Genomic DNA, 22,952 nt, shown 5'->3' with positions numbered 1-22,952 from the left:
TATATGTACCAATATAGGTTGATGAGCTTATCTCTGAAGCTGTAACAAGATACGTAAAAAGCATAATTTACGCTACTCCAGTTGTCTTGAGTATTCAATGGTACCCGCACAATCATTCGATTTCAGGACAATTCCCATTCTTGTTACTCTTAATGATCAGAAAGACTATTCACGGCCATCTCTGAGAATATTACCCTTGTAAAATCTCTATATGTATGAGCCCGGCTGCCTGAGCAAACAGTTATTTAACTGGCATCATTTTGAAAGTAAGTAAAACAGCTGTTTTGTAAATACTTACAGTAAGTTTGATCGCCGTGTAACTTAGATGTAAATCAAGTTTAATCTTGGTACACCCGGTATCCAAAACATCAATAATGAACAATTAACTACTCACTTTAAAAACAAATCTACTTTATGCGTGTTCTTTTACCTGCCTGGTGTGCGTACCTGAAAGTCGCCTGCCTTTATTTTACAACATGTATCAACAGGGCAAAGGCGAATCCTGGTTTAAACAAAAACAGTCTGGTGATGCAAGGACTGGTTTGTGCTCTTCTTTTTGTTTCAGGCAGCATACTCGCGCAGCCAGCCATCCAGTGGGATAAAACAGTGAGTTCCGAAGATCTGCAGTACTACGAATTCAATACAGTAAAGCAGACCCTGGATGATGGTTATATTGCAGGTGCATCTTTAAACGATCAGGATGGTCACAGTATCATGGTATTTAAATTATCAGCTACCGGGACCAAGCAATGGGAGAAGTCGTTTGTGGCTCAGTACACTGAAGAACTTGCTGAAATTATCCCAACCCCGGATGGCGGCTATCTGCTGGCCGGTACTTCCCGCTCCAATGCGGCTGGTGACAAAAGTGAGAACGACAAGGCAATGAATGGAGGTCACTATGGTGACTACTGGATTATCAAAATTGCGGCAGACGGCTCAAAACTCTGGGACAGGACCATAGGCGGCACCGGAAGTGACAATCTTCGTGAGGCAAAGTCCACAGCTGACGGAGGATTTATCCTTGTTGGTTTGTCTGACTCCGGGGTCGGAGCGGATAAATCAGAAAGTAATCTGAATGGCAGAATCTGGCTTGTCAAAGTGAATGCCGAAGGAATCATAGAATGGGATAAAACAACAGGAACAAAAAATCCAAATGAAGGCGATGGTGATTTTACCATGGATGTCACACAAGATGGCGGATACATTATAGCCAATACCTTTTACCGCTTTTTGCCAACAGAAACAGTTTCGCTAACGAACGTCATTAAAGTATCCCCAGACGGAACAACGGAATGGAGCAAAGTACTTGAATACACACCTGATCGAATCCCGACTGGCATCCGGCAGACGCCCGAAGGGGACTATGTGCTGACGCTCAGAAGTTATGTTTCTAGCACGTCCTTTATCCTTTTGAAGCTTGACCATACCGGAAACCAGATCTGGTACAAAACTTATCAAGGCAGAGGGCGCTTTATCACATCCGCTTACGCACTTAGCTTAACCAGCGATAATGGCTATCTGATCGCAGGGCGATCCAGCGCCAGCAGGGGCAAGGACAAGAGCGAAGATGCCCGCAACTCAGAGGATTACTGGATTATAAAAGTAGACCGGGATGGCAACAGACATTGGGATAAAACCATAGGCGGGACCGGAACGGATGCACTTGTTTCCATGCAGCAGACCCGTGATGGCGGCCATATACTCGGCGGCATTTCTCTTTCACCGGTTGGTGTGGACAAATCCGAACCGGTTGATTTCTATGAGGGAGATATCTGGCTGGTAAAGCTGGCACCCGAGCCGGCCAGAAAGCGGTTGAACTTTACACCGGGTACAATCCGGTTTTCAGCTGTGGCAGGATCCGTGGGGGCAACACAACCGGCTACCCTGCTATCAGGCAGCGGGTCCCCTGTGCCGACACTTACAAAATCCTTAAACAGCTCCTGGCTCACGCTTCCTGAACCTGGTTTGGGGACATTGAATTTCGGTGTGGATGCAACAGGTCTCACGCCGGGCAGCTACACAGACACGGTGACAGCCGCTGCGGCCGGGTACCGCAGTGCAACCCTTGCTGTGGAGCTTACCGTAACAGCTGCCAATCAACTTACCACGGTCCGGATCAATGCAGGCGGGGACCGTTCCATCAGCTCGGATGGCCGTGTATTTACCGCAGATCAATACTATACCGGTACCGACCGGATCAATTCCATTCCCTATCAGGACATCCGGTATACCAGTGAGGATGTGCTTTACCGCTCCGAGCGGAGTGCCGCATCTTTTGGCTACAACATACCCGTTGTCAATGGCGAATACGTGGTGGTGCTGCATTTTGCCGAGATCTGGTTTGGCCTTCCGGGCGGAAGGCATGCAGGTCCCGGGCAAAGGCTTTTTCATGTGGATATCGAAGCAAGCCGCAAGCTGACCGACTATGATATTTTCACCAAAGCACAAGGTGCATTGACTGCGGTGGAAGAGGAGTTTATGGTGACCGTCTCAGACGGGCAGCTGAACATTGATTTTTCAAGTGGCGCGGCCAACCTGCCCACTGTTGCAGCCATCGAGGTAATTCCCCGTTCCGAGTACACGCGCAGAACGGTGGTGATATCTCCGGTAGCGGATGCCTATATACAGGAATATTCAAATGAAAATTTTGGCACATCGCCCCTGCTGATAGTCAAAGATACAGATGACAACCCTAACATATTGGGCCGCCGGTCTTATCTGAAGTTTCCATCAATGGAAGCCAGCCAGGTTACTTCTGCAAAGCTGCGTATTTATGGATACAATGCTGAAAATACATCCGGGGTCAGGCTGTACGTTTATGGAGTTGACCGGGATAACTGGAGTGAAACAGAGATCAACTATATCAGTGCTCCTTTTTTTCGATTTGCGCAGATCTCGGGCGTAAGTGTTAACAATGAAGCAAAGTATTATGAGTTAGATGTAACCGGTTTTGTGCAGGAACAAGTCGCAAATGATCCTTTTGTAAGTTTTGGCCTTAGTAGCTGGTATCTTAACTCAAATGTAAGAAACATCAGACTGGACTTTCATAGCAAGGAAAACCCCTCAGGCAATGCCCCGCAGCTGGTGATCACAACCAATGCCGCTCCCAAGCCAAGTCTGCAGACAACCCGGATTGCCAGTGAAGAAATTACTTCTGAGAATAGGCAGACCGGCAAATCTGCTGTGTATCCCAATCCGGTCAGAAAGCAGTTTACACTGACCCTTTCACCAAAGCATGAAGGGCCCGTTTCGATGCAGATGATCAGCCAGTCCGGAAGATCTTACCCGATCAAGGCTTCTGGGCAAAGTACAGCATCTGCACAGAAGCATATAGACCTCTCGGGACTAACGCTAGATAAGGGTATTTACCTGCTGAAAATAAGCTCGAAATTTGAAACAGAAGTGCTGAAAGTACTGGTAGCAGAATAAGTAAAGATATGCTTTAAAACCAGACAAGCAGCCAGCAGGACCTTTTACCAATTAACACCTTTATTTAACATGAAACCGGAACAATTAACTCAACATCAAACCAACAAACAATGAAAAGAATTGTACTGTATTTAGCCTTATTCCTGATTCGTATGCAGCCGTTGCTGGCGCAGGAATTTACGCTGCTGAAAGACATCAATGTGGCAGGATCTGTTAACGGATTCCGGATTTACGAATCGGTTGCGGCAGGAAATACAATCTACATGATTGCGGATGATGGCTTTCAGCAAAAAGGATTATGGAAAAGTGATGGCACGGCAAAGGGCACTGTCCTGATTAAAGAGTTTACAGGATTTGGCGATATCCAGCGCCTGGTCAGTTCAAATGGTTTGGCTTATCTGGTTGCCTTTCCGGATAACGAATCAGCCGCCTATCTTTGGAGAAGCGATGGTACACCCGCAGGGACTTTTTCCATAGGAAAAATGAATTACAAGTCCTCCGGCTCATTGCTATCGGTACTTACCAATATTAATGGCACCTTATACTTTCCCGGTGTTTCCGGGTTGATGAAAACAGTTGGCACAGCACAGGGAACGGTATTGGTCAAACGCTATAATTCGTCTGATGAATGGATTCAACAAATGGTTAATGCCAACGGCAGGTTGTTTTTTATCAGCAGTAATACTTATACCTCAAAGATTTACAAGTCAAATGGCACAGAAGCAGGTACTATGGCCATTGAAGATAATTTAACCTCTGGCTACGCTTTGCCGCTCATGCCATTGGGCAATGAAGTTTATTTCGCAGGTTCTGTTAATGAGAACATTGGATTGTTAAAGGCAAGCGAAACGTCCGCGGCGATTTTGGTCAAAATACTTCCAGGCGGCTTTGTAAACCCGACCCCTGTGGGAAACAGCCTTTACTTTCTTACATATGATGAGCTCACCGGAACTGAGCTTTGGAAAACGGATGGCAGTACGGCCGGCACGGTACTCGTTAAGGACATTAACCCGGGCCAAGGCTCATCGGATGCTTCCCGTATGAGGCCGGTGAATGGAGAGCTTTATTTTATGGCAGATGACGGCACGCATGGCCCGGAGCTTTGGAAAAGCGGCGGTACGGCCGCAACAACGATGCTGGTTAAAGACATCCGGCCGGGCAGCATGGGATCTGACATCAAAGAGCTGGCTGCTGTTGGCAACAAGGCTGCCTTTACTGCCAATGATGGCACTGGTGAAAAGCTGTGGCAGAGTGACGGCAGTGCCAATGGCACCACAGTTCTGGCCGACATGCCTGCTTCCCGGCTGCTGAATGTCAATGGCACTTTGTACTTTAATGGCAATCCGGAATCCGGCTCCGAGCTTTTCAAAAGCACCATGGTTACCGGCGGTACCAGTGCAGTTACTAACTTTGCCAAACCCGGATCCATGCCGCTTGGCTTCACCCAGATTAACGGTGTTTCCTACTTTTCTGCCGATGACGGTATTAATGGCCGCGAGCTTTGGAAAACCGATGGCAGCACAGCTGGAACCATGCTGGTCAGTGACATACTAAGCGGCGCAAACGGCTCCAATCCCCAGAAGATTACCAACGTAAACGGAACGGCTTTCTTTGTTACCGGCAGCGGCTCACAGGTGCATAGCTTATGGAAAACAGGCGGAACTGCGGCCACGACCACCAAGGTAAAGGACTTCACCAAAGCCTATGAGCTGCAGGGACTCATCAGTTTGAACGGCACATTGTTTTTTGGTGTGCATAGCGCTGACGGCAGCATGCAGTTCTGGAAAAGTGACGGCAGCCCGGCCGGAACACAGCTGATCAGAACCTTCCCGATTACGGATACTTTTTCACCCGTAATCTTCAACGGTCACCTGTACTTTGGCGCATACGACAACATCAACAACATCGGCCTTTGGAAAAGCGACGGTACACCGGAAGGGACCACGCTGGTAAAAGATATGCCAGTTAACGCAGGCTCTTCCGTGTACAAAACAATTACTGTGGCCGGTAATTTCATTTATTACATCGCTACTGATTATGAAAATCTCCGTAGTCATTTTTATCTGGTTAAAACCGATGGAACAGCGCAAGGGACAACGGTCATCAAAGAACTCGATGCTGCTTTTTTCTTTACCAAACTTGTAGCAGTGAACAATCTGGTGTTTTTCAGAGCCAGAGACCAGTCTGATCGGGAGGATGTTTTTGAGGAGAATTTATGGAGATCCGATGGTACAGCCCAGGGCACTTACTCCGTAGCTACGATCCGATCTTTCCCCGGGGAAGAAGAAATTGGTTTTGGTAATATGATCGCGGTCAATGGCCTGTTTTACTTTGCACATGATGGAGAAGGTGAAATATGGAAAAGCGACGGTACCACAGCAGGCACGCAAAGGGTTACCAACTTTGGTTCCATGAGAAGCGAAGGATACTTCGAGTATTTGACTGCCATCGGCAACACCCTGTATTACGTTACCTCCGACGGAAAAAGTGGCCGTGAAATCTGGAAAACGGATCTTGCAACCCAGACAACCAGCCTGGTCAATGACTTGACCCCGAATGGCTCTACCTTATTTTATGAACTCGGAACCTTGAATAACCAGCTTCTGATATCGGCTGACAACGGCATGTATGGCGCCGAACTGTTCCAGTACCGGGATGTAGCAGTACCTGCTGCAGTCACCACTATCCGGATCAATGCAGGCGGGCCCGCTTTTACGACCGCCACCAAAAAACTGTTCATCGCCGATCAGTACTATGCCGGCATTGACCGTACAAGTTCCATTGCAAGTGGCGATATCCTGAATACAACCAACGATGTATTGTACCGTACAGCCCGCTGCTCGCCCTCATTCAGCTACAACATTCCGGTTGCCAACGGCAAGGTAGATGTATATCTTCACTTCGCTGAAACTTACTTCGGCGCTCCGGGCAAAAAAGGCGGGGCAGGCAGCAGGCGCTTTCATGTAAACATGGAAGGAAGCCGCATACTCACCAATTACGACATCTTTGTCGCTGCCGGCGGGGCCATGCGTCCGGCTTCGCATATCGTTACTGTTGATGTTACCGACGGTATGCTCAACATCGACTTTCTGACCGGTGCAGCAGACCTGCCCAGGGTTTCAGCCATTGAGGTAATCAGGACGAACTATGCTTTGAAGCCTGTTGCTGATTCTTACATTCGTGACGGCACTTACAGCAATGTAAACTTTGGAGATGTGACCATGCTGGACATCAAGAACAACGCCAGTGATCTTTCGGCAAAGCGTTCATCATACCTGAGATTCCAGCTTCCGCCAGCTGCGGCTGTTACATCTGCCAAGCTACGTATTTATGGGCATAACCATGAAAACACCAAAAGCATTTCGGTACATGCATATGGTGTTAACAATGATACCTGGGCTGAAAACGGCATTGTCAAAAATAATGCTCCTACTGCATCCACGGCTTCACTGGGCTATGTTGCCGTCAATGATGCTTACAAATATTACGAGATTGATGTGACCAGTTATGTAAAAGCACAGCAGCAATCCGGTGAAACTCTGGTGAGTCTGCTATTGGCTGATCCGAATAACCGGAATACAAGAGTTGTTTTTAACAGCAAGGAGAGCAGCTCCAACCCGCCCCAGCTGATCGTTCAGACTTCGCCTGTTGTGACCAGCAATACAAGGCTGAATCAAGAAGAAATCAGCCTAAGCTCGGAAGCAGAACCGGAGCCCTCATCGGTTTACCCCAACCCTGTAAGAAAGCAGTTTAGCGTGCAGGTATCCAGCAAGCATAGTGAAGACATCTCATTTGACTTGTTAAACAGTTCAGGACAAAGCTATCAACTTGTAGCAGCCCAGAAAGCAACTGCTGGCCAGAAAGCAGAAGTGGATATTTCAGGGTTGTCCTTAAACTCAGGAATTTATTTACTAAAAATACAATCAGCAGCGGCAACGGAAGTTATTAAATTGCTGGTGACGCAATAAGCGGATTGCAAAGATTATAAACTCTCAAAAGGAAAGCCGTTCATATTGAATTATGGACGGCTTTCATATAAAGAGCCAAGTATATTCTAATATTTTAAAATTTAAGTAGTATTAAATTACATTATTACCCCTAATCAGCTAAGTTAGCTGAACTAAAAGCCCTTCTATATGCCTGCTAGGCAGCATTTCATTGTCATTTAGTAATAATATTTATACGATCTTAAACCACCGAATTTTTGAAGAGATTTCTAGCTTGCAAACCTTTATAACTCGTCTCACTAAATCAGTAAAATTGAAGACAAGCGACACAGAAATTTGAGATGGTCATTTGAGACAACTTTGCTATAACTAATAAAATAGTAGTTATGATATCATCTATTAACAAGAAACAGATATTTTTAAACAATTATCAACTATTTTTAGACAAGTGCTTTTTTGATCTTCCGTAATAGAGGTAAAATAGCGTCCCAAATACTGGAAGGAAGAGAATTGCCGCCATCCAAATTAATTTTGCTAAATCCGAATAGTCACTATTAGACATCAGATCAATAATAGCCCAAATTACAAAAGCAAAAAACAAAATAAAGCAAGATATAAGGAACAACTCCTGATTACCTAGCCCAAAGATCACTGCAAATGGATTGCTCATGTACGTTTCTTTAAGTAACTATTTCAAATATATAAAGTTATTCCCATCGCGCAATGCTTTTATTTAGAGCCATTTGGAGCAGTTATAAGCAAAATACATGCCCCTAAATTCAATCCGAAAGCATAGCACTAACTTTTGTCCTGACTTACTGCTCCATCAGCAAGTGCAACCTGTTGCACTTGCTGAATATATTACTATTTATTTAGCTATTTTTACAATATATTGCCTGATAAATTACCAGTTATACTAAACCTTTAAATAAAGAAGATAATGAGATCAATATTGATGACCTTCTTTATACTGATGGAAATCTTACTTTCCTGCTCAACTGGATTCTGCCAGAGTAAATTTTCTTTTTCTGCTACGTTAGCTCCGTTTTATGCACATAATAAAACCACGGTACAATTACCTGTTGATAGCGGTTTTGACCCAAATCCAGGTGGAGTATGGACATCGAAGTCTTCATCAAAGGGTTATTGGGTCGGTTTGAACGGAAGGTATTCATTTTCCAAAAAATGGTCCGCATCAACGGGATTATGGTTTAGTCAATCCAGGTCTAAAAACTCTAATTCGAGTAGCCGGTCACATAATTTTGCCATTCCTGTTATGGTCAATTTTCAAACATCTGAAAGAAAGTTGTCGCCTTACTTTTCAGCAGGTGCGTTATGGAATTTCGCCAGCACCAGTCGTATAACTACTAAGGACTTTGGTACGCTCATCTTTAAATTCGGTAAAGGTGATATTTCAAGACTTTTACCGACAGTAGGGGCTGGTGTAATTTACCATTTTGCTCCGCATTTTTCTCTTATTGGTCAGCCAACTTTCGGTTATGCAATTCCGCCCTCCGGCATTGATTCGCACACCTATCAACCAGGGTTTAATATGCAGCTAATGTTCAAATTGTAAATTTAATATTGGAAGCTTGCGTCTTTTATAAAACGGATGTTTTGTAGCGTTTTGGAATAAGCCGGTTTCAGAAAATTAAAGGTGCTCAACACGTTGCTATGGTCATTGCAGATCATTTTGGCCGCAACATTTTTATGATCAGGATTTGTCAAACTTTTATACCAGCTCAGCAACCTTCCAGGATGTAAACCTACACTGCGGGAAATACGCTGCTAGTAACAATTGCAGGTATAGCCGACACCTTAGCCGGATCGGCTGACGCTTCCCAGGCTACTCCGCATTTGGCCGGCCATGACGCTTTATCCTTGCTATGCATTATTTTGCTCATGCTCGCTGCAATTGCCCCCCAATGCCTTTACGAAACGTGCATGTGCCACATGCAAATCCACGATACTTTCAAATTTGGCTGGATCCATCTTCACATTTCCGCTCGAAAACATCGCGAGGGTCAGGTCGTTTTTCACCAATGCATCTTTCAGTTCGGAGACTTTGGTCCGGTAAGGTGCAAATGTATTGGCGCGGAGCTGAATGCCTTTGTATCCTAAACCTGCCAGTTAGGTTATCGCCAGCGCAGTTGCCGAAAAGGATATTGCCTTTAAAAATCTCTGCACTTGCTTAATACAGGGGTATATATAATATCGTGTGTTAGGTTCAGGTTTCAAGCCTGGTTAAATTGTTACAAAAGCAGGAAAGTCTCTGATTTAGGGACTTTCCTGCTTTTCTTTAAACTATTTGCAATTCCAAACTGGATAGAAAGAGATATCCTTCTTTACCAATTAATAACCAGGATTTTGCGGGAACACTGATTTACCATCCGTCGTTTTTGCGCTTCTGTCAATTTGTGTCTGAGGGATCGGGCGCAATGTGTGGAACTCCTGAATATTGGCTGCCTGAGGATTGTATTTTTTCACACGTTCAACCAGCAGTCCCCAACGTTTCAAATCAAGCCAGCGGGTTTGCTCACCTGCAAGCTCTCTTGCGCGTTCCTCGATCACAGTTTCCATCGTTACGCTTGCAGCAGGAAGCAACATTGCCTCCTTCTTGCCCGGCCAGCCAGCTCTGAAACGTACTACATTCAGGGCAGTTGCAGCATCTGCGGTTTTACCGGTCTGAACCAGCGCCTCTGCAAGCATCAGGTACACATCCGCCAAACGGAATGCAAAGTAATCGCGGCTACCAGCCTCGTAAATAAGGTCAGGGCGTTTTGTATCAAAGAATTTCTGCAATGTCGGAAACAGCGCTTCTGAATAGCGGCTTGGCACCAATACCTGATATGGTTTTTTGGCACGCTCGGCAACAGTCATTTCGTATCCCGGAATGAAAATCGCCGTGTCACCGGCAGCAAACGTTACTTTGGCCTTTGAATCATCAAAAGATGCCGCATTGTAAGTTCCGGGATTGTTAGACTTCCAGGTATCGCGGAATGATTTCTTGTAGCGGGAATCGTTTACGCGGTCCTTGAAAATCGTGTTCAGCAAATATTCGGTAGGTCTCAGCCTTTTGAACGGACGTCCGTAAAACACATCCCTCTTCATACCTGGCTGCACATCATATTGCATGCCGAAATAAAGGTGAAGGCTGTTCCCCAGTCCGTTGGTCAATGGATCCGCTGTGTATTGGATTGCAAAAACGACCTCGCTGTTTGTCTGGTTATTTTCATCAAAAACACTTGCGAAATCATCCAGCAGCTTGTAACCATACAAGGTGGTCACGTTTGTGCACAATGCAGCCGCTTTTGTAAAATCGTCGGCAGCTTTTGCCGGTGAATAGGCTTTTGCGAGATAAACTTTTGCAAGCAATGTTTCTGCAGCAGGTCTTGTAGCCCTGCCATAATCAGCAGCTTGTGCTATGGGTTCGAGATCCAGAATCGCTTCATCAAGGTCCTTGATGATCGCTGCGTACATTTCAGCATCGGTCGCTCTCTTTGTTTCTTTTGTCGGGATCAAAGTTTCGGTCAGGCGAAGATCCACACCGCCGAACTGCTGGTGCAGGATGTAGTATAAATGCGCACGTACGAATTTGGCTTCCGCGATACGCAGCTTTTTGGTGGCGTCGGCCAAACCTGCCACATTCGGCGCGCGTTCAATTACCGCATTGGCTGTATTGATCCCTTTATAAAGTTCGTCCCAGGTTGTTGCCAGGTAATCTACAGTCGGGTTCAGCTGGCCGTCATAAAAGTGAAAACCTTTGTAACCGCCATCGGCACCTGTTGCGTAAATATCTGTTCCGAACTCGCTCATGGTAAGTCCCTGCTGGGTACCATAATAGAACCTAAGCGATGAGTAAGCTGATTTTACAGCATCCTCAAAACCTTTTGGCGTATCCATATAAGCATTACCGATCCCTGAAACAATCTCCTCATCCAGGGTGTCCTTACAGGATTGTCCAGCCAATAGCAGGGCCATAAAACCCATTGCCACAATTCTTTTATTTATTTTTCCAATCTTCATTTTCATCAATGTTTAAAAGCTTTTGACCAAGCCCTTGTTAGAATTTTACATTCAAACCAAATGTGATCACCATTGTCGCAGGTGTGATACCGGTACCACCGGCGGCCAACCCTGTCGACTCAGGATCCACACCATTGTATTTGGTACGGTACTCCGACCAGATAAATGGCTGCTGAATGCTGGAATACAGTCTAAGTGATTCCATCCCCATTTTTTTCGCCATGGCCGGCGTGAAAGTATATCCTAAGTTGATGTTACGAAGCTTGACAAATGTTCCGTCAAAATAGGTCAGTGTACTTCCGTAAACAGGGAATTCCTGGTTGCTCTTCGGTCTTGGGAATTCGTTGGTGGGATTATTGGGTGTCCAGTAATCTACTTTAATCTGCTGGTAACGACCTGCCAAAGCATTGTTATCATTGTGGAAAGTACTGCGGATCAAAGCGCCTACACGTGCAAAGAAAAAGAACGAAAGGTCAAATCCTTTGAATGCGAAACGGTTGGTAATACCTGCGCTGAAATCAGGAACATCCGAGCCAATGATCTCCCGGTCGTCCGCATTGATCATGCCGTCGCCATTAATATCCTTGATCTTGATCTGTCCTACTTCCGACGCATATGATTTTGCAGCATCCGCTTCATTGGTTTGCCAGATACCTACTTTCCGGTAGTTATATACGGTACTCAAAGGACGTCCGATAAACCAGCCGTTTCCTACGTCATCAACCTTACCATTATATAATGAAAGGATCGCTTCTGTGTTTTTGGTAAACTGAAAATCAGTAGTCCATTTAAAGCTTGATGCTGCATCGACGTTAATGGTCGTAAATCCAAGTTCGATACCGCGGTTACGCGTTTCTCCCACGTTGCGGGTTACAGCATTGAAGCCGGTAGAGCCAGGTAGCTGATCGGAAAGCAGCAGGTCTTTGGTATGTGTCTCATAAAATTCCAGAGAACCCTGGATCCTTCCGCTCAGGAAGCTAAAATCAACACCGATGTTCGACGTCGAAGAAGATTCCCATTTCAAATCCGGATTTCCAATGGTAATGGGCCGGTATCCGTAAGCAGGAGTTGCTCCCCATGCATATGCTGTTCTGCCCAGCAATCCCTGCGTTTGGTAAGGAGATACACCCTGGTTACCCACTTTACCCCATCCAACACGCAATTTCAACAGATCCAGCCAGGTGACAGATTTCAGGAATGGCTCATTGCTCAGGTTCCAGCCGAGTGCTATTCCAGGAAAATTACCATATTTGCTATTTTCTCCGAACCGGCTTGAACCGTCACGACGGAGCGTCATAGTCAGCAGGTATTTGTCATTGAAATCGTAGTTGACGCGCGCCATGTAGGAGTTGATCGTCCATTCCGTCAAGGTACTTCCTACACCGAGGATGGACGTTGCCGCTCCCAAGCCAAAGAAAGATTGTGTTTCAGCCGGAACGCCTTGTACGTTGGTTGAATACCCTTCAAAATCATCCCTTTGGATGGAGTGAAGCAATGTTACATTCAGGTTATGCTTGGCTGAGAAAGTTTTGTTGTAGTTCAGAATGTTTTCCAGCGTATAGTTGAAGCCGAAACCGCTGGCAGTAGCTGCTTGTGCATCCCCGAATTTCCGTGCATTGGTTCTCGAACCGATAAACCGGCCGCCTCGCGTAATGGTAAGGTCAGGCCCGAAGTTGATGCGATATTTCAAACCTTCCAGAATTTTAAATTCTGCAAAAAGGCTGTTAAAAATACGGTAACGTTTGATCTGATCGACCTGGGCGCCCGGTACTATCTCTGCCAGCGGATTGGTCAGCAACGCATCGTTTGTTGGTGAAAAGATCAGATTTCCATTATCGTCGTAAGGTCTGCCCAATGGGTTTTGATTGATGGTCATTCCGTACGTATTGAGGCTTTCACCATTCCTGATGCTGTACATCGAATAGGATGATAAACCTACTTTTAACCAGCTATTGATATGGTGATCAATATTGGCACGAAGGGACATTCTTGTGAAATCAAGACCCTCCACAATACCTTTATCTTTGAAATAACCTGCGGAAATATAGAATTGCGTCTTTTCATTACCACCCTGTACACCCAATGAGTGGTTTGTCATAATTCCATTTTTCAGGATTAGGTCTTGCCAGTCGGTATTTGTGCCTTCTGCAATCCCCTTTGCAACATTGGGGTCACCGCCCAGTACCGCTACCTTTGCATCAGCGGCTGCGTCAATAGTACCGGTTGGAACATCCTGGCCGGCAGCGTTTTTGTAGCCACCTGTTGCCCGGTATGCTTCACGTACAAATTCCGCAAATTCAGTGCCATTAAACAATTCGATTTTATCCAATGCCTTTGAAACACCTACATAACCATCATAGTTAACTGTGGTTTTCCCATTAACGGCGCCTCTTTTGGTACTCACAATGATTACCCCATTTGCACCTCTTGCACCATAGATCGCCGTTGCCGTTGCATCTTTCAAAACTTCCATCGACTGGATATCGTTCGGGTTCATGTCTTCATATCCCGCCGATAATGGAATTCCATCTACTACATATAACGGATCATTTCCTGCATTAAAAGATCTCCGTCCGCGGACCAGGATCTTGGGCACACTGCCTGGTTTCGATCCTGCCTGCGTTACGTCCACCCCGGCGGCGCGGCCTTGCAACGCCTGGCCCAGATTGGTAATCGGCATTTCGTTGATTTCCTTGGCACCTACCGAAGAAATCGCGCCAGTGGTCTGGCTCTTTTTCTGGGTACCATAACCCACAACCACCACTTCTCCCAAGGTTTTCAGATCGCTGGCCAGCACAACTTCGATAACGCTTTTTGCTCCCACGGCCACTTCCTGTGTTATAAAGCCTACTGCGGAAAACACGAGAACCGCACCATTGTCGGGAACATCGATCTTGAAAGCACCGTCAACATCTGTGTTTGTTCCGCTGCTGCTACCTTTAAGTACAACAGACACGCCGGGCACTGGCATATTGTCTTCGGCTGCGGTGATTTTACCAGTTACTGTTTTGTCAATAATGACCGAAACCGGCAACTCCGGCTTTCCGATTGCAAAAGCAGGCACCGCGAGAGTTGAGTAAAATACACCTACCATGATCCCGCGCATGAAGCGCAGACCAACCGTTGTAAAGTTTTTTTTCATACGCGTTTAATTGATTACCATTTAACAGTTCTTGATTGCTAATTGACGATTTAGTACGCCGACACCCTTACAAAAAAAACACTATTATTTCATGGAATATTTTTAATGTGTCTAAAGGTGAATTTTCACAACCTGAAATCGGCTCCGCGGTAACTTTGACGACGGTAGTAGTGATATTACTTTGGAAATACTTATAAAAAGGCACTCAAACTTTGAGTAGTAACACAGCCAATTACCCTTGGCCACACTCAGGCAGAAATTGAAACAACTGGTTTCCGAACGAACTTTCGAGCTAAACAAGACGCTGATAGAATTAGAGAAGCTTAAGGACCGGTTACAAACGGAAAATGTATACCTGAAAGAAGAGATCAAACAGTTCAGAAACCCGGATGATATTATCAGCCAGAGTAAAACAATGTAAAAAAGTTTTGAGCGAAATTCGGCAGGTAGCCCCAACAGATAGTAGTGTGCTGATCAGCGGCGAATCGGGTACGGGTAAAGAGCTGCTGGCGCGCGGTGCATTATCGGTACGTTTGTTCTATGTTTTATTAGTTAATATAAAACAGTATTGGCTCGAAATGGACATTTACTGCGGTAAATGAATTAAAATACTGAGAATAAATTTCTGGATCTTGTTGGACAATCCATAAGCAGATTTACAGGAAAAGGTTTCAAATAATGACGCATACCATCACAGGATATCTTGCGGCCGGCAACCATTTTCAATTCCTGAGGGTTCGCAAAATAAAAGCAAGACCAACCACTTGCCGGATCACCCGTTACGAGTAGAGCCTGATGTTCTTTATTATAGTTTGCAAACCATCTGGCACTTATTTCTGTATAAGCCGCAGCTGTCACAGCCAAGTTTCCCTAAATCAAAGCGGAAAGAAGAACAAACGGCCGGAACCAATCAGCTTTTAAACGGCAAGAAAATCCGGACCTTAACTGTGGCGATCCGCCGCGCAGATGAGTGTTTGAACGCAGGGGAACTGTCAATTCATTATAATTAATCAATCCTGTCATGATCAGAAGTAATGCTACTACGGATTGATACCAATTTCAGAAACGTATATAGTCATAAGACATTTATTTACTTTATAAAAGACCCTTTTCAAGCATTTGCTAATTTATATTATAGGCAAGTAAATAACGCACTCATAATGAGCAGCTAATATTATTTGACAATTGAGCTATAACTTGTTCTACATAAAAATTTTGATATTTTTTATTACTTTATTGTGGCAAGTTTTAAATATTTAATTCTATTTTTGATGAAAGATGATTCTTCTTCATCAGCATCATTTATTAACACGTAAATCGATCCTTTCACTTAAAAATTAATCCGGACTTACATATTGTCAGTAGGTATTAAGTCTTTGTGCTGTACCGTTAATTTTCTATAGTGCTTTCAAATGACCTGATTCTCAGGCCAGTCTTCTTTTATTGACCATTTATACTTTTCCTGCTTGTCAGCTCCCGGCCGATCAGGAATGCTGACTTTTTACGCGTTCTTTTTCAAATAGTAATTCTATCAATTAACTGTTCAATGTTCCACTTATCAATTAATTAATATGTCAAGATTAATACATCTCGCTATTAGTTTATTATTGATCAGCATGCTGCGGTTTCCGGAGGTAGTCGCCCAGAGCAATGCTATTGTTATTGAAAATGCCCAGACCGGCAATCCCGCAAGTCAATGGGATATTACCGGAGCCGGCGATCTCAGTATTCAGGGATTTGCAACGGATATCAGCTATAACAAAGGGCAAACAGCCCGTTTTAAGATTAAAACGGAAGCCGTTGGTTATAGAATCGATATTTACAGGCTTGGCTATTACCAAGGAAACGGCGCCCGGTTTATAGCCGGTTTTGACAAAACCACAGCTTCACCCCAGCCGACATGCATGACTGATGCGGCAACGGGCCTCGTGGACTGCGGCAACTGGGCAGAGTCCGCACAATGGGTAATTCCGGACAATGCAGTTTCAGGCATTTATATTGCCAAATTAACCAGAAAAGATACACAAGGCGCCAGCCATATTGCCTTTGTTGTAAGGGACGACGACAGCCATTCCGATTTACTTTTTCAAACTTCCGATGCCACCTGGCAGGCATACAATGTATACGGTGACAATAATAATGGCAGAAGCTTGTACGCAGGTGTCAATGGCATTGGCAAAGCATCCAAAGTAAGTTATAATCGTCCGTTCCTGACGCGTGCAGGCGGCGGAGGCGGAGGCCCGGAGGAAGACTGGCTGTTCAATTCCGAATATCCAATGATCCGTTTTCTGGAAAAGAATGGTTATGACATGACTTACACGACCAATGCAGATAGTGAACGCCGGGGCGGGCTTATAAAAAACCATAAGGTTTTCATGTCTGTAGGCCATGATGAATACTGGTCAAAAGGCATGCGTGACAACGTAACAGCAGCGCGCAATTCGGGCATACATCTTGCTTTTTTCAGCGGCAATGAAGTTTACTGGAAAACCCGCTGGGAAAACAGTATTGCCAATACCCCTGACACTTACCGCACACTTGTATGCTATAAAGAAGGACGCCTGGGAGAAAACCAGTGCAACGGCAAATGTGACCCAAGCCCGGTATGGACCGGATTATGGCGCAGCGGATGCGATATTTCCGGACATGACGGTTGCGACCCTGAAAATGAACTTAGCGGACAGGTTAGCTGGGACGGAACCACCGGCACCATTCAGGTACCGGCCGATTATAAAAACCTGCGTTTCTGGCGCAATACAGCCGTGGCTTCCCTGCAGAGCGGCTCCCATACTTTAACCCAGAATACCCTTGGCTACGAATGGAACCCGGAACAGGAAGACTACCGCTCCACTTATCCGGCCGGAAGGATCCTTTTGTCAAAAACCGTACTGAATGGCAAAACGCATTACCTCACCTTGTACAAGCATAGCAGCGGCGCGCTTGTGTTTGGAGCTGGAACGGTACAATGGTCCTGGGGCCTGGATCAGGAACACGACAGAGGCAATGCCCCGGTAAACAGGGCCATGCAGCAGGCAACCGTAAACCTGTTTGCAGATATGGGTGTGCAGCCTGCCACCCGCCAGTCGGATCTTGTTGCAGCCACTGCTTCCACGGACTTCACCGCTCCTACCCTTACCGTTACTTCTCCGTCCAATGGCGCGAATATTCCGAGCGGCACTTCAGTGAACATTTCAGGAACCGCTTCGGATGCCAATACCGTTGCAGGAATTGAAGTTTCTACAGATGAAGGCAAAACATGGCGGCTTGCAACCGGTACCACCAGCTGGAATTTTTCATGGATACCCAGCACGCAGGGAAGTGCCACCATCCGGAGCCGGGCCTTTGATGATTCGGGAAACCTGAGCGCGGTCAATACCGTCAACGTAACCATTACGGCTCCGGCTGCGCAGCCTTGTCCGTGCACGGTTTTCCAGCCAACGGATGTGCCGTCCAATAATCTTTTTAATGATGGCAATCAGGCCATTCAGCTGGGAATGAAATTCCGTTCTGCGACAGCCGGCAATATTACAGGCGTGCGGTTTTACAAACAGGCCGGAAACACCGGAACACATACCGGGCAACTGTACAGCAATGCCGGGGTAAAACTGGCAGAAGTAGTTTTTCAGGATGAAACGGCTTCCGGATGGCAGCAGGCAAATTTCACTTCGCCCGTAGCCATTGCAGCAAATACTACTTATGTCATTTCCTATCATAGCAGCTCCGGTTATTACTCCGCTGTTAATCCGTATTTTACCTCGGCAAAAGTAAGAGGCCCTTTGAGAGGACTGGCCGATAACGAAGACGGCAACAATGGTGTTTACAAATATTCCGCCACACCGGCTTTCCCTACGGATAATTACCAATCAAGCAATTATTTTGTGGATGTCGTGTTTGATGATGATGCAGAAGATGAAACGCCGCCTTCCGTCGCTTCGGTTTCGCCAGCTGCAAATGCTGCCGGGATAAATGCACAGGCCAATATTACGGTGACTTTCAATGAAGCAGTAAATGAAAGTACCATTTCCTCCGCTACGATCAGGTTGCTGCGTGCAGGCACGGTGATACCGGCTGCCGTGACCTATAATGCGGCTACTTTTACGGCTACGCTCAATCCGAATACTGCCCTGGTTTACTCGTCAAGCTATACCATTGAGGTAAAAGGCGGAAGTACGGATCCGCGTGTCAAAGATGTCGCAGGCAATGCATTGGCAAGCAATTTTACTTCCACATTTACAACTCAAAGTACGCCGCCGCCTTCACCTGCGGACGGTCCCGGCGGGCCTATTCTGGTCATCAGTTCAACAGACAATCCTTTCAGCAGTTATCCGGCAGAAATTCTAAGAGCCGAAGGTTTTAATGCATTTGCTGCCAGAGACATTTCCGACATAACACAAACTCCAACGCTGATCAACAGTTACGATGTGATTATACTGGGAGAAATTGCGCTTTCGGCTGCCAATGTTACTACGCTTACAAACTGGACAAATGCAGGCGGCACGCTGATTGCGTTCAAACCCGCTTCCCAGTTGGCTTCATTGTTCGGCATTACACCTGCAAGCGGATCATTGTCGGACAAGTATTTGAAAATAAACCCAAGCGGACCGGGTGCAGGGATTGTCAATGAAACGATCCAGTTTCACGGAACGGCAAATCTGTACACGCTGAACGGCGCAACGAGTCTTGCCAACTTGTATTCAGATGCCGCTACGGCAACAAATAATCCAGCGGTTACTACGCGGAATGTGGGCACAAACGGCGGAAAAGCCATTGCATTTACTTATGACCTTGCAAAATCAATTGTTTACACGCGCCAGGGAAATCCGGCCTGGGCAGGACAAAAGCGGGATGGCCAAATAGATCCGATCCGTTCCGATGATCTGTTTTATCCAAACTGGGTTGATTTCAGCAAGATTGAAATTCCGCAAGCCGATGAACAGCAGCGATTGCTGGCCAACATCATTTTGCTGAACAACATGCATAAAAAACCGTTGCCCCGTTTCTGGTATTTGCCACGCGGACTGAAAGCGGCCGTTATCATGACAGGCGATGATCACGGAAGCGGCGGCACCATTGGCAGGTTCAATGATTACATCAGTAAAAGTGCTTCCAACAACCAGTCGGCAGTTGATAACTGGACAGCAGTAAGAGCGACTTCCTACATTTATCCGAATACACCGATAACGGATGCACAAGCGGCCGCGTTTCAGGCACAGGGTTTTGAAATCAGCCTTCACCTGAACACAAACTGTGGCAATTTTACACCCGCCACTTTAAGGAGCAATTTCAATTCACAGTTACCGGCTCTTGCACAGGAATTTCCCAGCCTTGCCAAGCCTGCGACAAACCGCAATCACTGCATTACATGGAGCGACTGGGCATCCAACCCCATTGTTGAACTGGAAAACGGCATCCGGCTGGATGCAAATTACTATTACTGGCCGGAAGCCTGGGTAAATAACCGCCCCGGCATGTTCACCGGTTCCGGTATGCCGATGCGCTTCGCCGATCTGGACGGCACGCTGATTGACGTTTATCAGGCCACCACGCAACTGACAGACGAATCGGGCATTACTTATTCCACGCATATCAACAAGCTGCTGGATAATGCAACGGGCAGTAAAGGCTATTACGGTGTATTTACGGCCAATATGCATACGGATGTAAACGGAGGGAACAGCAGTAACGGCTCGGATGTGATTGTGGCCGCGGCACAGCAGAGACAGATTCCCGTAATTTCTGCAAAGCAAATGCTGACATGGCTGGACGGCCGCAACAACTCTTCATTCGGAGCCATGTCGTGGACCAACAACAAGCTGAATTTCAGTGTTACAGCCGCGAATGGATCGACTAATTTACGTGCAATGCTTCCAGTCAATGCCGATGAAAAAAAATTAGCCGGCCTTACCGTAAACGGAAGTGCAGTAACTTATACAACGGAAACCATCAAAGGCATTCAGTACGCATTCTTTCCGGCTAGCAGCGGTAATTACATTGCAACATATGACACGGACGAGGCCGGACCGCAGATTTCCGGAATCACAATTACCCAGGCAGGCGCAGGTACTGCCACTATAAAGTGGACAACCAATGAAGCCTCGGATTCAAGAGTAAATTACGGCACTGCTTCCGGGCAGCTCAACCAAAATGCTTCCGATGCAGACTTGGTTACCAGCCATACCGTTACATTCAGCGGCCTCACTGCCGGAACGACCTATTATTTCAGAGTAGTTTCAGCGGATGCTGCCGGCAACAGCACCGTTATGCCCGCCACGTCTGCTGCCGCTTTAAGCTTTACCACACCGGCTGCCAACTGCTTTGAAGATGTGTCAGCAAGTAATTTCAACGCCGGAACGACGGGTAACAACACTTACGTTACGAGCGACGGGGTTATTTTAAAACCTGCAGTTAATGAAGAGTTCACCGTCCTGCCGCCAACAAGCGAGTGGCAGAGTTATCCGTGGCCATCAGGTGGTTCCAGCACGAATTCTGGAGGCCAGATGGCAATAAATGGCGCCCGCTTCAATACGGAACCGGTTTCTGCCACTTTTTCACCGGGCACATCTGTAGAATTCGTCGCAACTTTCGAAGCAGAAACCTACCAGAGCATAGGTTTTGGTGCAGGAAACAATTCCGATATGTTTAATAGTACACCCTGGATAATGTTTGGAACGGGTAGTAGCAATAATTCTTTACAGGCGAGAGTAGCTATTAATCCGAGTACCACGGAGGACATCACTCTACTCGGAAGTTATTTAGGTTCGGCACACCGTTACAAGATCGTTTGGAAACTTAATGGAGTCGACTTCTATGTTGATAACGACATAGTTCACAGCAGTTCGATTGCCGTTACTACGCCTATGCGATTCGGAGCAAGTGATTATGTATTAAATTCATCGTCTGTCAAACTGGATTGGGCACGCATAAGCCCTTATGCTTCGGAAGGAAGTTTTACCTCCCGCGTATATGACGGCGGTACGGACAAAACATGGCAGATAGCCAACTGGGCGGCAAATCTCCCTTCAGGTACGGACATAAAGCTTTTCCAGCGACAAGGCAATTCTTCCAATACGACCGACGATTCATGGACTGAATTTACCCCGATTGCTTCCAGCGGCAGTAACGTTGGCGGAACATCGCGCTATATCCAGTACCGCGCTGACCTGTCAACAACAAACCCTGCAATCACACCCGTTCTCATCAGTGTAAGCATCAGTTGTTCAGCACCTTCTTGTCCGGCAGTGGTATTTACTCCTGCCAGCGGAACTGCTTTGCCGGCTGCCAGGGTTGGTGATCCGTACAGCCAGGATATCAACACGAATCTTTCAGGTTATACTTTTACGGCTACCGGCTTACCTTCAGGACTTTCTATCAATTCCTCAACAGGGCTGATCAGCGGCACTCCGGCTACGGCAGGCACCAACATGGGCATAACCATAACGGCAACGAAAGGCAATTGCTCGGAAAATGCCAGTTATACAATCACGGTCAATCCGGCCAATTCCAAACCGGTCCTGGCAACCATCGGCAACAAAACCATCACCCTTGGCCAGACGCTGACTTTCACTGCCAACGCATCCGATCCTGATGACGGGCAAACCAAAACGTTCTCGCTGAGTAACGCACCGAGCGGTGCTACAATCAATGCATCTACCGGCGCTTTCAGCTGGAAGCCGGCTTCTGCAGGTACTTTCAGCTTTACGGTTACGGTTACGGATGACGGTTCGCCCAGTCTGTCGGATAGTGAAACGATTACAGTTACTGTAAATACACCGGCTAATTCGGCTCCTGTTCTGGCAACAATCGGCAATAAAACCGTTACACTTGGCCAGACACTGACTTTCACGGCTACTGCAACCGATCCGGATGCCGGACAAACCAGAACGTTCTCTTTATCCGGAAATGGATCCGGCGCTACGATTGATATGAATTCCGGCGCTTTCAGCTGGAAGCCGGCTTCTGCAGGTACTTTCAGCTTTACGGTTACGGTTACGGATAACGGTTCGCCCAGTCTGTCGGATAGCGAAACGATTACAGTTACTGTAAATACACCGGCTAATTCGGCTCCTGTTCTGGCAACAATCGGCAATAAAACCGTTACACTTGGCCAGACACTGACTTTCACGGCTACTGCAACCGATCCGGATGCCGGACAAACCAGAACGTTCTCTTTGACTAACGCCCCGAGCGGTGCTACAATCAATGCAACTTCCGGAGCATTCAGCTGGAAACCAACTGCCACGGGTACTTTCAGCTTTACAGTCAAAGTCGCTGACAACGGCTCGCCAAGTCTGTCGGATAGTGAAACGATTACAGTTACTGTAAATTCTCCGGCAACAACAACCCGCATCAACGTCGGGGGTTCTGCTTACACGGCATCCGGTAACAGGGCGTTTATTGCTGATAAATAC

The 22,952-nt window shown here is 46.5% G+C and carries 8 protein-coding genes; 5 read left to right on the top strand and 3 right to left on the bottom strand.

The genetic code is table 11. The annotated features are described in order from the left end of the window. Positions 1-414 precede the first annotated feature (414 nt). A complete protein-coding gene (locus FEM33_RS21855) occupies positions 415-3,429 on the top strand; it encodes a CBM96 family carbohydrate-binding protein (RefSeq protein ID WP_139014096.1) in 3,015 nt (1,004 codons plus the stop codon). 110 nt (positions 3,430-3,539) lie between these two features. After that, positions 3,540-7,397, top strand: coding sequence for an ELWxxDGT repeat protein (locus FEM33_RS21850; protein WP_139014095.1), 3,858 nt, complete (start codon positions 3,540-3,542; stop codon positions 7,395-7,397). Positions 7,398-7,806: 409 nt separating this feature from the next. On the opposite strand, the gene FEM33_RS27115 is transcribed toward FEM33_RS21850, so the two are convergent. After that, positions 7,807-8,046 (bottom strand): PLD nuclease N-terminal domain-containing protein, encoded by a 240-nt coding sequence (locus FEM33_RS27115; protein WP_139014094.1) that lies wholly within the window; start codon positions 8,044-8,046, stop codon positions 7,807-7,809. A 303-nt stretch (positions 8,047-8,349) separates the two neighbouring features. Between FEM33_RS27115 and FEM33_RS21840 the strand changes: the two genes are divergently transcribed. Beyond that, a complete protein-coding gene (locus tag FEM33_RS21840) occupies positions 8,350-8,952 on the top strand; it encodes an outer membrane beta-barrel protein (protein WP_161597211.1) in 603 nt (200 codons plus the stop codon). 776 nt (positions 8,953-9,728) lie between these two features. Here the strand turns inward: FEM33_RS21840 and FEM33_RS21830 are convergent. After that, positions 9,729-11,402 (bottom strand): RagB/SusD family nutrient uptake outer membrane protein, encoded by a 1,674-nt coding sequence (locus FEM33_RS21830; RefSeq protein WP_201747824.1) that lies wholly within the window; start codon positions 11,400-11,402, stop codon positions 9,729-9,731. Between the two features lie 37 nt (positions 11,403-11,439). Further along, positions 11,440-14,544, bottom strand: coding sequence for a SusC/RagA family TonB-linked outer membrane protein (locus tag FEM33_RS21825; RefSeq protein WP_229214356.1), 3,105 nt, complete (start codon positions 14,542-14,544; stop codon positions 11,440-11,442). Positions 14,545-14,933: 389 nt separating this feature from the next. On the opposite strand from FEM33_RS21825, the gene FEM33_RS26925 reads away from it, so the two are divergent. Both FEM33_RS26925 and FEM33_RS21815 read left to right on the top strand, forming a co-directional pair. Beyond that, positions 14,934-15,146 (top strand): sigma 54-interacting transcriptional regulator, encoded by a 213-nt coding sequence (locus tag FEM33_RS26925; protein ID WP_201747823.1) that lies wholly within the window; start codon positions 14,934-14,936, stop codon positions 15,144-15,146. 969 nt (positions 15,147-16,115) lie between these two features. Further along, the coding region (locus tag FEM33_RS21815) for a N,N-dimethylformamidase beta subunit family domain-containing protein (protein ID WP_161597210.1) at positions 16,116-22,952 on the top strand (6,837 nt) is incomplete at its 3' end.

Origin of the sequence: Dyadobacter flavalbus, from assembly GCF_006149045.1 — a bacterium.
Lineage (GTDB): Bacteria > Bacteroidota > Bacteroidia > Cytophagales > Spirosomataceae > Dyadobacter > Dyadobacter flavalbus.
Note: the sequence above shows the minus strand (reverse complement) of the source record. Positions and strands in the feature narration are given on the sequence as shown.